Source organism: Streptomyces hamibioticus, assembly GCF_047946815.1.
GTDB lineage: Bacteria > Actinomycetota > Actinomycetes > Streptomycetales > Streptomycetaceae > Streptomyces.
Genome location: NZ_JBKKQY010000001.1, coordinates 7,573,426 through 7,588,901 on the forward strand (window position 1 = coordinate 7,573,426; position 15,476 = coordinate 7,588,901).

General features: G+C 67.1%; 6 protein-coding genes and 1 pseudogene. 4 read left to right on the forward strand and 3 right to left on the reverse strand.

Annotated features, from left to right (window positions below; translation table 11 throughout):
* Positions 1-251: 251 nt before the first annotated feature.
* Positions 252-839: an MmpS family transport accessory protein gene (locus tag ACLGIH_RS34855; RefSeq protein WP_416529222.1), complete on the forward strand. Its 588-nt coding sequence runs from the start codon at positions 252-254 to the stop codon at positions 837-839.
* A gap of 220 nt (positions 840-1,059) precedes the next feature.
* Here ACLGIH_RS34855 and ACLGIH_RS34860 read toward each other — a convergent pair whose 3' ends face one another.
* Positions 1,060-1,266 carry a hypothetical protein gene (locus tag ACLGIH_RS34860; protein ID WP_416529223.1) on the reverse strand — a complete coding sequence of 69 codons (207 nt, stop codon included), beginning with the start codon at positions 1,264-1,266 and terminating at the stop codon, positions 1,060-1,062.
* Positions 1,267-1,482: 216 nt separating this feature from the next.
* The gene (locus ACLGIH_RS34865; protein ID WP_416529224.1) at positions 1,483-1,929 is read right to left on the reverse strand and encodes a hypothetical protein; all 447 of its coding nucleotides are present in this window, start codon (positions 1,927-1,929) and stop codon (positions 1,483-1,485) included.
* Between the two features lie 797 nt (positions 1,930-2,726).
* On the opposite strand from ACLGIH_RS34865, the gene ACLGIH_RS34870 reads away from it, so the two are divergent.
* Both ACLGIH_RS34870 and ACLGIH_RS34875 read left to right on the forward strand, forming a co-directional pair.
* Positions 2,727-6,470 carry a laminin G domain-containing protein gene (locus ACLGIH_RS34870; RefSeq protein ID WP_416529225.1) on the forward strand — a complete coding sequence of 1,248 codons (3,744 nt, stop codon included), beginning with the start codon at positions 2,727-2,729 and terminating at the stop codon, positions 6,468-6,470.
* A gap of 126 nt (positions 6,471-6,596) precedes the next feature.
* Positions 6,597-13,157, forward strand: coding sequence for an RHS repeat domain-containing protein (locus ACLGIH_RS34875; RefSeq protein ID WP_416529226.1), 6,561 nt, complete (start codon positions 6,597-6,599; stop codon positions 13,155-13,157).
* Between the two features lie 504 nt (positions 13,158-13,661).
* On the opposite strand, the pseudogene ACLGIH_RS34880 reads toward ACLGIH_RS34875, so the two are convergent.
* Positions 13,662-14,287, reverse strand: a pseudogene (locus ACLGIH_RS34880) (transposase family protein).
* Between the two features lie 125 nt (positions 14,288-14,412).
* On the opposite strand from ACLGIH_RS34880, the gene ACLGIH_RS34885 reads away from it, so the two are divergent.
* Complete coding sequence (locus ACLGIH_RS34885; RefSeq protein WP_416529227.1) at positions 14,413-15,474, forward strand: IS630 family transposase; 1,062 nt, start codon at positions 14,413-14,415, stop codon at positions 15,472-15,474.
* The last annotated feature ends 2 nt before the right edge of the window (positions 15,475-15,476 follow it).

The window sequence follows — 15,476 nt, forward strand, 5'->3', positions numbered from 1 at the left end:
CCGCACAACCACCTGACCTGCTGTCAGAGCTGGTCAGAGGAGACGGCGCAGGAGTTCTAGCCACGTGACTGACGCCATGTCAAGCGAACTCACAATCAGGGAATTACGGACGTTCACGGGCGCGGATGTCCGATATTTCCGCTCACTGGAAATCGACAGCCGGAGTCATGTATAAGAGCCCGGTTCCAGGAGTTCCGATGCACCTGCTCGAATTCCAGCAGTCCATCTCGAGGACGTCCGAGGGAAGATTCATGGGCGACGAAGACAGGAAGACGGCGGCGACGACCGGCATGGAAGTCAAAGGGGCGGACGGAGCCGACGGGGCCGGCGAGGCCACCGCCGACGGAGGTGCTACGCCCGACGGAGCCGCCACCGGCGACCGCGCCGCTCGGGCCGGACGCCCGGGCCGCCCCGACCGCGCCGCGCTCCTCGCGGGCGCCGCAGTGCTGGCGGCCTGCGCCGGGCTGGTCCTCTACGGCGTCCTGGACACGGGCGACGGCAACGGCAAGCCCGAGCATCGCACCGCGACGACCTCGGTGACCTACGAAGTCACCGGCCAGGGCACGGCCGACATCACCTACCAAGGCGGCAACGCGTCCGGGAAGGGCAGCACCGTCGACGGCGCCCGCCTGCCCTGGCGCAAGACCGTCGACGTCCCCGCGGGCACGCAGCCGGTCGTCAGCATCGTCCTCGGCGACCAGGGCGGCCAGGCCCGCTGCGCCCTCGCGGTCCGCGGACAGCACGTCCAGAGCGCCAGCGCCGCCGGCCGTTTCGGCCGCGCCACCTGCACCGGTTCCCTGCCGTCCCCTGTCGCACCCGCGGACGGCACCGAGGAATGACCGTTCCGGGAGCGAAGGCCACACGAATTCCCGGGAGCAGAGCGCGCGCGAGGGCACCCTGTGACCGCTTGCACGACCGCAACCGGCTGATCACCACCCCACCAGCGAAACGACAGCGAACTACACCTACGACCCCTTCGGCCGCCAGCTGTCGGTCACCAGCGGCGGTCCGACGTCGACGCTGACCGAACGGCAACGGTGGCACCAAGGCCACCTACGGCTACACCGAGCCTTTTCCTATCTCGGATGGTGAGGACGGGCGTGGTGGCTGGGCTGAAATCCGATGGACATCGCAGCCTGCGTTGACCAGGATGACGGCCGTGCCTGAGCGACGCCGAAGCTCCACCCGGCCGAAACGATGGCCGATGGTGACGAAAAGGTCGTCAAGCTCCAGGTCCCATTGCGCGGCAGAACGCTCGGTCGTCACGAGGAGACCTTGCCTTCGTCGCTGTCATTATCTGCGGCGTTGTCGCACGTTCGAGGGGCGCTCTCCCTGAGACCGCCCCAGACCATACCCCGGCCCGCTACACTCCAGCCGCCCAGCCGAACCCACAGGTCAGACAGCGAAATCCTGCTGGAGTACTAGTCGGCAGGGCCCCAGGCAGACCTGAGACCGCGGTCCCGCCGGCTCCGAGGCGCCGGCTCACCGTCCACCGCGGACGGCGGTGGCGACGGCGTGCAGCAGGGCGAGCGTCTCGCGGTGCGGCGTCCCCGAGCCGGGGGCGGTGGCGTCGGCGAGCGCGGTCAGGTCGGACTGATTGAGCGAGCCGACGGGGCGCAGCAGGCGGGCTAGTGGGTGGTGGAAGTCGTAGAGGGCCATCGTGTGTGCGGGCACGCCGTCGGGCTTGGGGGCGAGGAAGCCGTTCACCACGGCGAACCGGCCGTCGGCCGATCCCGCGACGGTGTGCACCAGCCGCGGGTCCCACCCGGCATCCAGCAGCGGCCGCGGCGCGGCCACCGGCGCCAGGGTGTCGGGGTCGAAGTACCGGTGCTTGCCGCCCGGCATCCTGGCGCTGTGCGTCACCCCGCTCGCCGACGGGCGAGTGATGTGCGTCGACGAGTTCGGGCCGCTGAACCTGATGCCGCGCAAGGGCAAGGCATGGGGGCCGGTAAGGCGGCCGCGCAGGCTGCGGGCCACCTACAACTCCATGGTCCGGCGCTCGTCGCGCTGCGCGGTCCTGCGGTTCGGCAACTGCTGCGACTGCGGACCCAGAGGCGGCTTTCACGGGGGCGTGTGCGCCTTGCGGGGGAGTGTCTGGGGGGGAGCGGATCGTGTGGAGGTGGCTCGTACAGGCCGAAGCCGAGCCACGCATGGGGGACCGTCCGGGGGGGGGCCGGTGGACCGGTTCGAGGTGGCGTCACAGGTGCGGGTGCTGCTGGTGTATTGGCGGGGAACGCGTCGGCGGTTCACCGACAGCTGGTCGTCGGTGCTTGGGCCGCAGTCCTGCCTGTCGACGGGTTTTACCCGGACGAGCCATGGCGGGCTCTGCGTATCCGTCACCGCTGATCGGCAGGGTTCGCAGAGGTCCTTGCCCGCAGTGGTGGTCATGGGCGGGGGGTCAGTCGATCAGTGGTCCTGCCTCGGTACGCGTGTGAGCTGTTGGGGTTGCGGAGGAGTCCGGCCGATGACTGGCCGGTGGCGGGGGCCGGTTTTGGGATGGCCGGTGGGCGTGGAGCGATGAGCGGTTGATGTTGGCGTGTCGGGGCGGTTACGGAAGCGTGATCTTGTTTCGTGCAACCCTGTCTAAACGTCGTGTTGATCACATCGGGTTCCGGAGCTTGGCGTGTCGTTGTCCCGTTTCCTGCCCGTTGACCTGGCGTTTGGTTGTGGCGTTGGGTGCTCATGGCAATCTTTGTTGTGAGCGTTGTGGGTGGGGTGTGGCGGGGATGTGGACCCGGTTGCGGGGCGGGGACTGTGCGGTGTCCGGACGGGGCAGCCGCGCCGGAGATCCGGAAGGCAGACGCAGTCGGCATTGGGCTGCCGGGGTGACGGTGGCGGTCTGTGCGGCGGTGGTTGCGGCGCTGGTGCCCGGCCCGGTGGCCGCTGCTGCTGACACGGGCTCGGGTTCGTTGTCGGAGGGCCGGCAGGCGTTGCAGCAGGCGCAGGAGTCCGGTGAGCGGGTGGAGGTGCTGGGCCAGCGCACGGAGCGGACCACGGTGTTCGCCAACCCTGACGGGCTGACGTTCACGCTGGAGGAGTCCGCAACTCCGGTGCGTGTCAGGGCTGCTGGTGGTGGCTGGCAGGAGCCGGATGCGACGCTGGTCAAGCGGGCGGACGGCACGGTTGTCCCGAAGGGTGCCGCCGTGGAGATGACGTTTTCCGGCGGCGGCAGCCAGAGCCCGCTGGCACGGATCGAGGACCAGGGCCGTGCGCTGGCGTTGGACTGGCCGGGCAGTCTGCCCGCTCCCCGCCTGGACGGCCCGAGTGCCGTCTACCCGGACGTTTTGCCGGACGTCGATCTGAAGGTGACGGCGACTGCGGAGAGCTTCCAGCACATTTTGGTGGTCAAGACGCCCGAGGCGGCGGCCAGCGAGGACCTCAGGAAGCTGACCTTCGGCCTGGACGCCGACCATCTGACGGTCCAGGAGGGCGCGGCGGGGAATCTGGCCGCGGTCGACGGCAACGGCGCCACCGTGTTCCGGGCGCCGCCGGCCAGGATGTGGGATTCCGCCGGCCAGGACGCTGTGGCCGACCCGCAGACCCAGTTGCTCACCACCGCCACCGGCAGCACCGGCGACGGCGTCACGGCGAGTGAGCCGTCGGACCCCGCCGAGACCGCACCGTCCGGCTCGGGCATGGAACCGGGCCAGGGCGACACCGTGGCCCGGATGGACGTCGACGTCGACCAGGATTCCCTGTCGGTGATCCCGGACCCCCAGATGCTCACCTCCACCGACGAAACAGCGTTCCCGCTGTTCATCGACCCGACCGTGACCTGGGGCGAGTCGGAACGCACCCTGCTGCGCAGCGACGGCTATGAGTCCTACGGCTGGGGCAACGGCAGCGACAACCTCGGCAAGGGCGCGGGCAAATGCGGCACCTGGAACGGCTACTACTGCGGACCCGGCTACGTGCAGCGACTGTACTTCGAGTTCTCCTCCGCCAGCCTGAAGGGCAAGAAGGTCCTGGACGCCACCTTCCGTGTGACGGAGCCGTGGGCGTTCCAGTGCGACCCGCGCTGGGTGGACCTGGTCCGCACCGACAACATCTCCTCCTCCACGACCTGGTCGTCGCGGCCCAAGGAGCTGGACTGGATGGGGGACCGGTGGGTGTCGGCCGGCCGCGGCTCGCTGTGCGACCCCGACTCACCGGATGCCCCGATCGAGTTCAACGACAACCCCGACGAGCCGAACGAGAACCTCACTCCGACCGTGCGGGACTTCGCCGCCGGCAAGTTCGACCGGCTGACGCTGGAGATTCGCGCCCACGACGAGTCGGACACCTCCGCGTGGAAGCGGTTCCGTAACGATGCCGTCCTCGCGGTGGACTTCGTCGGCCTGCCGGACAAGCCCACCGGCGTCGGCCTGCAGGGCGGCGGCACCAGCACGGCCCCGGTCTGCGAGCGTAACGCGAGTGACCCGGCGATCATGTCGGATTCCACGCCGAAACTGCTGGCCATCACGCAGACCAAGCCGGGCGGGGAGAGCGATGCCCAGCTGCGCATCTACTTCGACGTCGACGTGCAGAACGCCGACAAGACCTGGACCGACGTCACCCCGCCCTCCAGCGGCTCCCTGCGACCCACCACCGGCTACGTCGGCGACGGCCGGACGATGTCCATGAGCTGGTCGCAACTGGCGGAGAACAAGCTGTACCGGTACCACGCCTGGACCTGGTCCTACTACGGCTCCAAGCACCTGAGCAGTGCCGCCTCCGACGGCTACTGCTACTTCCGCGTGGACACCACCTGGCCCAAGCCTCCCCAGGTCACCGTCGGCAGCCCGTACACCGAATGCACCAGCACCGCCTGCGCCCCCGGGGGCGCGCCGGGCACGCCGGGGACATTCACGTTCAAGCCTGCTACCGGTGACGTCAATGTCGCCTACCAGTACAAGCTGTCCTCCTCGGCCGCTTGGTCGGCCGAGCTGCCGGGAGCCACGGCCACGGCGAAGATCACGCCCACCCGCGGCGGTCTGTACCGCGTGTATGTCCGGGCCAAGGACAGCCTCGGCTGGGGCGCGCAGTCCGTGACGGACTTCCTGGTCGACTCGGGTGACGGGCCGGTCGGGCGGTGGCACTTCAACGAGGCCTCCGGAGCCGCAGCTGATTCGGCTACCGGCGACGGCCGTGACGACGCGGCCCTGACCGGGGGAGCGGCACGGGACGACCGCGGCCGCCGCGGCCTGATCACCCACGATGCTCAGGACACCTCGCTGGCAACGCCGGTGACCGACAAGGGCCTGGCCCTCAACGGCAGCACCGGCTACGCGGCAACCAGCACCGCGACGGTGGACACCCGCGCCTCCTACACCGTCTCCGCCTGGGCCCTCCTCGAGCCCGGCGTCGCGGACAACCAGACGGTCCTGGGCCAGAATGGCGACTTCTACAGCGGCTTCTACCTCACCTATCGGGAGGCGGAGCAGACCTGGACGCTGAGCACCTCACCCACGGACGCCGCGGACGGCAACCTGAGCGACCAGATGGTGGTGGCCAGGCAGCCGGCCGCACGCGGGGTATGGACGCATCTTGCCGCGGTGTACGACGCCGCAGCCAAGCAGATCCGTCTGTATGTGAACGGCCGTCTGCAGGGAAGCGACACGGTTGCGCCGTCTTGGGCGGCCCAGGGCCCGTTGCAGATCGGTCGGGTGCTGTGGCGCGGCAATTACACGGACTACTTCGCCGGCTCTATCGACGAGGTCACCGTCTGGCAGCGGGCCCTGACCAGCGACCTCATCGCCGACGAGGCACAGTTGATGAACTCGCCGAGCTACGCGGCGGTGGAGCTGGTCGCGGACTGGTCGGCCGGCCGAGGCAGCGGCACCACCATCTCGGACACGACCTCCGGCTACGGCAAGTCGCTGGCCCTGACCGGCGGTGCGGTACTGGACGGCGAGGCGATCGTGCTCGACGGTACGGACGACGCGGCAACGACGTCCGGACCGGTGGTTGACGACACCGGCTCCTTCTCGGTCACCACCCTGGTGTCCCTGGACGCAGCCAAGCTGGCTGCCAAGCCGGTTGGCTACACCGGCCAGGTGCTGGGCCAGCGCACTGCGGGCGGCTCGGCGTGGGGCATCTGGTACGAGCGGACCGGCAGTACCACGGTGCTCGACGAGGAGACGCTGGAGCCGAAGACCGTTCCTGCGGGCGTCTGGCGCTTCGGCCGCCTCAACACCGACGGCACCTTCTCGGCGGTGGTTTCCGAGGACAAAGCCGCGATGGACGGCATGGTCCGCCTGACCGGCGTCTTCAACGCCTCCAAGGGCACGATCAGCCTCTACCTCAGCAACGTCCAGAACGGGGACTCGCAGGCTTTCACCGCGAAGATCGGCTCGGGTGACCTCGCCATCGGCAAGGGCTTCACCGGCGGCTCGTGGAAGCACTATCTGCCCGCCAGCGTGGCCGAGGCGCGAGTGTGGGCCGGTGCGATGGCGACTCCACGGCAGGTGGGCGAGGTCGTGGGCGACTGACGAAGCAACGGGTGAAGGACAGCCGCTGGACGGTTGTCCTTCACCCATCGGATGACGGCAGACCTGCGGCGGTCTGCGAAAGACGTGGGGCACTTCTTCCTTTCAGTACCGGGTGGGGCGAGAACGATGGTGTTTGGCATAGGCACTACAAAGAGCCATGGCGGCAGGGCGCGTCGCCGTGTGACACGGCTATTGGGGCAGTCGCTGGCCCTGGCCCTGATCGTGCCGACCGGCCTGGCGCAGGTCGCCCAGGCCGCGGACGCAGCGGGCTTGGGCCGCCCTGACGTGCCGAAGTCGCCGGTGACCCAGGTCAAGGCTTTCGACGGACCCGGTGCGAAGAAGGCGCGGGCCAAGGTGGCCAAGGAGCGCAAGGCCAACGCGGCACAGGCAAAGCGGGCGACGGGGGAGCGTAAGGCATCCTGGCCCAAGCACGGCGCCGCATCGATCGCACTCCAGCACGGCGCGGACAGCACCGCAGAGCCAGGCGGTGTCTCCGTAGCCCTGCAACCGGCACCGTCCAAGTCGCGTTCGTCGGCGGACTCCGTCGCTGCGGCCGGCGACGCGCAGGTCACCGTGCTGAACCAGAAGGCGGCCCGGAAGGCCGGCGTCACCGGCGTCCTCCTGACGGTCGCAGCCGACACCCCGGGCACGGCGGAACTGAGCATCGACTACTCCGGCTTCGCCTCGGCGGTCGGCGGCGGCTGGTCCCAGCGCCTGCGCCTGGTCCGGCTGCCCGAATGCGCGCTGACGACGCCGAACAAGGCGGAGTGCCGCAAGCAGACACCGCTGCCCACCGACAACGACCTCGAGGACCAGACACTCTCGGCAAAGACTCACCTCGGCCGGTCCCAGGCGGGGGCGTCCACGCAGCTCATGGCCGAGGCCGGCAGTGCCACGTCCGGCGCGACGGTCCTGGCGGTCACCGCCGCCTCGGCCGGTGCCGGCCAGTCACCCAACGGCGCAGGCGACTTCTCGGCGACGAAGCTGTCGGAGTCCTCCTCCTGGCAGGCAGGCGGCAGCTCGGGTTCCTTCACCTGGTCGCACGACTTCACGATGCCGCCGGCCGCGGCGGGCCCGGTACCGCCGCTGTCCCTGTCCTACGACTCCGGCAGCGTCGACGGCCGCACCGCGACCACGAACAACCAGACCACCACCGTGGGCGAGGGCTTCTCTCTCACCGAGTCCTACATCACCCGCACCTACGGGACTTGCCATGAGGACGGCCACAGCGAAGTCTTCGATCAGTGCTGGAAGTACGACAACGCGAGCCTGGTCCTCAATGGAAAATCCACACGGCTGGTCAAGGACGACACGAGCGGCCAGTGGCGCCTGGAAGACGACGACGCCTCGAAGGTGACCCGGTCTACCGGCGCGGACAACGGGGACAATGACGGCGAGTACTGGACCATCGTCACAGGTGAGGGCACCAAGTACGTCTTCGGCCTGAACAAGCTGGACGGCGCGGCCACCCAGCGCACCAACTCCACCTGGACGGTGCCGGTCTTCGGCGACGACTCCGGCGAGCCCGGCTACTCCAGCGGCAGCGCGTTCGCCGGCCGGGCGCTGACCCAGGCCTGGCGGTGGAACCTGGACTATGTCGAGGACACCCAAGGCAACGCGGTCACGTACTGGTACGCCAAGGAAGCGAACTACTACAAGAAGAACAAGGCCACCACGGCCAGCGCCTCCTACACCCGCGGCGGCTACCTGACCCGCATCGAGTACGGGCTGCGCAAGGGCGCCCTGTTCACCGACAAGGCCGACGCCAAGGTCACCTTCGCCCACGCCGAACGCTGCACCGCCTCCGACTGCTCCAGCCTGACCAAGGCCACCGCGGAGAACTGGCCGGACGTCCCGTTCGACGCCATCTGCTCCAAGGACGACACCGAGTGCAACGCGGCCGGACCGTCCTTCTTCACCCGCAAGCGGCTCACCGGCATCAACACCTACTCCTACAACGCCACCAACAGCGCCTACGACCCGGTCGACTCCTGGAGCCTGACCCAGGCATACCTGGACGGTGGCGACATCGGCGATAGCTCCGACCAGGTCCTCACCCTGAAGTCGCTCAAGCGCACCGGCAAGGCCGGCGACACCCCGATCACGGTCGACCCGATTTCCTTCACTTACCAGCTGCGGCCCAACCGGGTTGATGCCACGGACGACATCCTGCCCCTGACCCGCCCGCGCATCTCCACGATCACCTCGGAGACCGGTGCGATCACCGAGGTCACCCTCTCCTCCCCGGAGTGCGTCCGCAGCCAGCTCCAGGACGTGGCACCGGACAGCAACACCCGGTCCTGTTTCCCGCAGTACTGGCACATCAACGGCGCCGAGAACGCCTCCATCGACTGGTTCCACAAGTACCGCGTCCTGGCCGTCGGCGTACACGACCCGGCCGCGAACAACCCGGCCGTGGAGCACGCCTACTCCTACAGCGGCGCCGCCTGGCACCACAACGACGACCCCTTCACCCCGAAGGACGAGCGAACCTGGTCCGACTGGCGCGGCTACCGCAAGGTCACCGCCTACACCGGCCCAGCTGGCGGCACCCGCTCCAAAACCGTCTCCCTCTACATGCAGGGCATGCACGGTGACAAGAACAAGGACGGCACCACCAAGTCCGTCACCGTCCCGCCCCTGCTCGACACCGACGTCGACTTCGGCGCCGCCTACGACAGCGACCGCTACAAAGGCCTGCTGCGCCAGCAAGTCACCTACAACGGCAGCCAGCCCATCAGCAGCACCTTCCACAACTACGCCTTCAAGAACACCGCCAGCCAGACCGTCCCGGACGCCACCGACCACCTCGCCCTGTGGGTCCGCAACACCACCACCTACAACAGCACCTACCTCACCGGCTCCAGCAACTGGCGCACACACGCCGTGACCAAGCGGTACGACACCCTCGGCATGGTCGAGGCCGTCGACGACTGGGGACAGGGCGGCGTAGGAGGCGACGAGACCTGCACCCGCACCTGGTACGCCCGCAACCTGGATGCCGGCATCACCAGCCTGGTCTCCCGCACCCGCACCGTCGCCAAGCCGTGCTCGGTCACCGACGCCAGCCTGAACCTGCCCGCCACCAGCAGCACCTCCGGCGACGTCCTGGCCGACACCGCAGTCGTCTACGACAACCCTGCCGCCACTACCTGGCTGGCCACCCAGAAGCCCACCAAGGGCGAAGCCACCTGGACCGGACGAGCCACCGGCTACACCACCACCGCAGGCAGCGACGGACAGCGCCTGCCCTCCGGCTGGCAGACCACCGCCACCACCACCTACGACGCCCTGGGCCGGGCCCTCACCACCACCAACGCCGCCGGCCACAAGACCAGCACCGCGTACACCCCCGCGGACTCCGGCCCTCTGACCCGAACAGTCACCACCGACCCCAAGGGCTACCGGTCCGTCAACTTCATCGACGCGCGCCGTGGCCAGGAGTACAGCAGCTACGACATCAACCTCAAAAGAACCGACCTGCAATACGACTCACTCGGTCGGCTCACCGCCGTCTGGCTACCCAACCGCGACCGCGAAGCGGCTCAGAGCCCGAACACGAAGTTCGCCTACCACGTCGACAACAGCACACCATCCTGGGTGTCAACCTCGACACTGACGAACTCGGGAACCTACAACACCAGCTACGCGATCTACGACTCCCTGCTACGCCCACTGCAGACCCAGTCACCCACGCCGGTCGGCGGACGCGTCCTGACTGACACCCGCTACGACGAGCGGGGCCTGGCGTACGAGACGTTCGCGGACATCTTCGACAGCGCCAGCACTCCGAACGGCACCTACACCCGCGCCGAATACGGCCGCGCACCCAAGCAGACGCAGACCGCCTTCGACGGCGCCGGCTGGCCGACCACCAGCACCTTCTACGTCGGCGGCACCAAGAAGTGGGCCACCACCACCAGCTACACCGGTGACTCCACCGCCACCACCGCCGTCCAGGGCGGCTCCGCACAGCGCACCATCACCGACGTTCGCGGCCGCACCATCGAGACCCGCGCCTACGAGGGCGCGAGCCCGGCGGATGCCGACTTCGGCACTGCTCCCGGTGTGAAGTACGCCTCCACAAAGTTCATTTACGGCCTGGACGGCCGGCAGAAGACGATCACCGGCCCGGACGGCGCCACCTGGTCCTACGGCTACGACCTCTTCGGCCGCCAGACCAGCACCGACGACCCGGACAAGGGCAAGACAACCACCGAGTACAACGCCCTCGACCAGGTCATCAAGGCCACGGACTCGCGCGGCAAGTCGATCCTGAGTGCCTACGACGAACTCGGCCGACCCACCGCCACCTGGGCGGGCTCGAAGACCGACGCCAACCAGCGCACCGGCTACACCTACGACACCGTCCTCAAGGGCCAGCCCGCCACCTCCACCCGCTACATCGGCGGCAAGACCGGCGCCGCATACACTCACGCCGCCACCGCCTACGACAACATGGGCCGCACCACTGTCACTGAACTCCGGCTGCCCGACAGCGACCCATTCGTGAAGGCAGGCGAACCCGCCACGCTCAAGTTCGAGACGAACTACCACATCAACGGCACGGTGAAGCAGACCACGGAACCGGCACTCGGCGGCCTGTCCGCAGAAACCGTCGCCTACGGATACACCGGCCTGGGCAACCTGACCTCAATCGGCGTCTACCTTTCCCACGTGGACTACTCGGCCCTGTCCGAGCCGTGGCAGATGACGATGGGCACCGACAAGAAGGTCTTCGTCCAGAACACCTTCGAAACCGGCACCGGCCGCCTGACCAGCAGTTACGTCCAGGACAACACGCACGCATACCGGCTGCAGGACCTGAAGTACACCTACGACCAAGCCGGCAACATCACCCAGATCAACGACGCCACCCCCCTGGGCGGCACCAGCAGCGCCGAAACCCAGTGCTTCACCTACGACGGCCACCGACGCCTGACCGAAGCCTGGACCCCCGCCTCCCACAAGTGCACCGACGCACCCAGCGCCAGCGCACTGTCGGGCCCGGCCCCGTACTGGACCAGCTACACCTACAACACCGCAGGCCAGCGCACCAGCGAAACCCAGCACACCAACAGCGCCACCACCAAGACCACCTACTGCTACACCAACAAGGACCAGCCCCACACTCTGACCGGCACCACCACCAAAACCGACTGCGCCAGCCCAGAGCACACCTACACCTACGACGCCACAGGCAACACCGCCAAGCGCCCCGGACAGGCAACCAGCACCAGCCAGGACCTGAACTGGTCGGAGGAAGGCAAACTCTCCCGCCTCACCCAGGACGGAAAGTCAACCGACTACCTCTACGGCCCCGACGGCACTCTCCTGATCCGAGCCACAGAAAACGGCGAACGAGTCCTCTACGCTGGCAAGACCGAACTCCACCTCCGCGCCGACGGCACCACCTGGGCCCAGCGCTACTACGCCGCCGACGGCATCACCGCCGCCATGCGCACCAATGAGACCGGCAGCCACAAGGTCAAGTTCGTCATCAGCGACCACCACGGCACGGCCAGCCTGGCCGTCGAGAGGGACAGCAGCCAAGCCTTCACCAGGCGCTACACCACTCCCTTCGGCGCCGACCGCGGAAAGCCCATCCACGGCCCCTGGCCCAACGACAAGGGATTCCTCGGCAAAACCCACGACACGAACACCGGCCTCACCCATATAGGCGCCCGCGAGTACGACCCGCAACTTGGCCAGTTCATTAGCGTCGACCCGCTCCTGGAAACCGACAGACCCCAGACCCTCAACGGTTACAGCTACGGAGCCCAGAACCCTCTGGTCTACTCCGACCCCACCGGCATGGGCCTCGCCTGCGGCTTCGGCGGCAACCCGGGATGCCCGAAGCGCCCCGACGGTACGGCGGGGAACGGGCGCCCCAACGAGGCTGTCGACTACTCAAAGCCGCAGACGCCTCGCACAACTAATAACAACGTCAGCACAGGAACAGGTACTGCCACGGTCGGCACGCCGACATGTGGAGTCGTTCCTCTCCGCCCGTGCAACGCTACGACCGCAGGACCCATCGTGGGTCCCGTTCCAGCGAACCTCCCTTACATACCGCCTGCTATTGCAGCTCCTGGGTATCTCGAGAAGCGTGAATGTGCAGCGGTCCCCATTCTGCTGCACTGCAACCCAGAAGACGCGGTGCTGGGAGGCGGAGACGACGGCCTGCGCCTAATAGGCTACAAGTGGTTCATAGGGGATCTAGAGCCTGGAACCGTCTATGGGGAAGACAGTCAAGTAGCCCAGCAAGTCATGGCGAGTGACATAACAGCTACTCAGAAAAAGGAAATAGCCCGGAAGTGGGCACAGAATGGCGATACAAAAGATTTGCTGCAGCCCTACTCCATCGGGAAGGAGAAATCCAAAGTCCAGCAGTTCACGAAAGATGCCTGGTCAATGATCACGGGCGACCACAATATGGCAACTGGGGTGCTTGGGTCGTACACCACGAAGTATGAGATACTCCGAGCTAACGCCAGAGGTATCCAGGCCCGCCTGACAATCCAGAACTCGATGACTATGTCCTCGTTCGCCCATATAGTAACCGGGTACGGTACCCCTGCCGACAGATTCGTCCAGAAGTACGACCACGACGGCATCGTCGCATTTGAAAATGCGGCGGTCTCGCACCATATGACAATCACCTTCCGGGTGCTCATACCGAACTGATCGGGTGTACGAGCCGGGGCGGACGAGCCCCGGCTCTCTAGATGGAGTGAAGATTAGTGCCACGAGGAAAATGGACGGATGCTGCGGGAGGTGCACGAGCAGCAATATGTGCGCTGCTCCTCGGAGGGCTTCTTGCTGGATGCTACGTCTCCACGGAGGGGTATCCTTACCCGGAAGACGCACACCTGGATCGACAGCACATGGTGGATAAATGGTTGGCCAACGATGCTCGACTTGAGTTGCGGGATGATGGAAGCTTCTCCGCGTCAAAATTGAGGTTGGAATACTTCCACTGCGATCCCGAAGGTGTCGACGAAAAGTCAGGAAACGGTGCTTGGCGCGTTGATAATGGGGGTAGTGCAACAGAAATTTCGATTCGTTTCCGTGACGGATGTACTGCTTCCTTGTGGGGTGGCAAATTGCAAGGTGAAGTGGTGCTTTGGAGTTCCTACTCTGATCGGGACGAAGCCCTGGTTCTCAACGCTGCTACACAATGAACCTCTTTCATCCTGAATGGCTGCAGGTGAGGAGCGTGTGGACGGCCTGGACGATCGTGCCGATGCGACGGTGGAGCATCTGGCTCGCCGGAGGATTCTCCAGGTCTTCTGCTGGGCGAAGGCGCGTTCGCCTGGAGCTCTCAGCCGGGCGTGGTCGCGGTTGAACTGTTGGTGGTGCTCGGGTTGGTCGCGGTGGTGGTGGTACGGGGTGCGGAAGGTGGCGCCGGCGCCCTGGTGAGCGCGGTCGGCGAGGACGAGGATCTGCCGGGTCAGCGTGGCCTGGACGATGCCGTGCGTGCGGGCCGCGGTCAGGTCGTGGGTGCGTCCTGGTACCGCGCGCGAGAACCAGAGCGGTGTGCCATCGGGCCGGGCGATCACCTGCGCGTTCATACCGTGTTTGCGGTGCTTCATCGCGTAGTACGGCTCGTCCGCGCGGATCCGGTCGATAGGGATCAGGGTGAGCAGCGCCTGCTTGAAGCAACCGAGCTTGCGCCAGCGGGTGTTGCGAGACCGGCGGTGCTCATACAGCAACCAGGAAACATGCTCAACGAGCTCATACGGGACATCGAGCATGGCAGGATACGGAACCAACAGGGCCTCTTCGGTCGCCGGTGTGATGAGTGGAATCACCACGCCAACGACGAGGGTCCCTGCCTCGTCACTACATCCGCTGACCAGCCCATTTCACCCTCCAGCACAGGATGAAAGAGGTTCACTATTGATCAGAAACGGTTTGGGTTCTGGGTCGTTGGAGGGGTGTGAGCGATCTGGTGGGGGACGTGCGGCATCTGTCGCCGTCGGCGCAGGAGGTCCTGCGGCTGCGGGCGGTGGCCGCGTTGGTGGCGGGGCGGGACCGTGAGGACGTGGCGGCGGTGTTCGGGGTGTCACTGAAGGCAGTCGACATCTGGTGGGCGAAGTGGCAGGCCGGCGGGCGGGATGCGCTGGTCATGCGCCCGCGGGGCAAGCCGGCCGGGGTGCACCAGGTGCTCGGGGAGACCGAGCAGGCCGCCGTGCGGCAGGCGGTCCTCGATCACCGGCCCTGTGACGTGGGGTTGAGTGGGCAATTGTGGACGCGGCGGCTGATCGGCGAGCTGATCGCGAAGCTGTACCGGGTGCGGCTGACCGAGGTGGGGGTCGGCAAGTACCTGAAGCGGTGGGGGCTGTCCTTCCAGCGCCCCGACAAGCGGGCCGTCGAGCAGTACCCCGAAGCTGTCCGACGCTGGCACCAGGAAACCTGGCCCAAGATCCGTGCGAAGGCGAAGGAGGACGGCGGCGAGGTCCTCTTCGCCGACCAGGTCGGCATCCGCTCGGACCAGGTCACCGGCCGCACCTGGGGCGAGAAGGGGAGGACTCCTGTGGTGCGGCGGAGCGGGAACCGGTTCTCGGTGAACGCGATGTCGGCGATCAGCACCAAGGGCCGGATGCACTTCATGGCCTTCACCGAGAGCTTCACCGCCGAGGTGATGTGCCGCTTCCTGGAGCGCCTCGCCGGCCACTTCGACCGCAAGGTGCATCTCGTGGTCGACGGGCACTCCGCGCATCGCTCGAAGAAGGTCCGGGAATGGCTCGCTGCCCATCCCGACTATGTCGAGCTGCACTTCCTGCCGCCGTACTCGCCCGAGCTGAACCCCGACGAGCTGGTCAATGCCGACCTCAAGCACAGTCTGCCCAAGCAGCACCGCGCCCGGAACCAGGACGAACTCGCCACCGAGACCCGCCGCTTCTTCCGCAGGCGCCAGCGTCAGCCCCACATCGTCCGCGGCTACTTCGGCGGCCCGCACGTCCGTTACGTCCTGAACGAGAACCCCATGAGTTTCTGATC

Bases quoted from the DNA above. Each gene is read 5' to 3' on its own strand.
- ACLGIH_RS34870 (WP_416529225.1), top strand. From the start codon at position 2,727: ATGTGGACCCGGTTGCGGGGCGGGGACTGTGCGGTGTCCGGACGGGGC.
- ACLGIH_RS34855 (WP_416529222.1), top strand. From the start codon at position 252: ATGGGCGACGAAGACAGGAAGACGGCGGCGACGACCGGCATGGAAGTC.
- ACLGIH_RS34875 (WP_416529226.1), top strand. From the start codon at position 6,597: ATGGTGTTTGGCATAGGCACTACAAAGAGCCATGGCGGCAGGGCGCGT.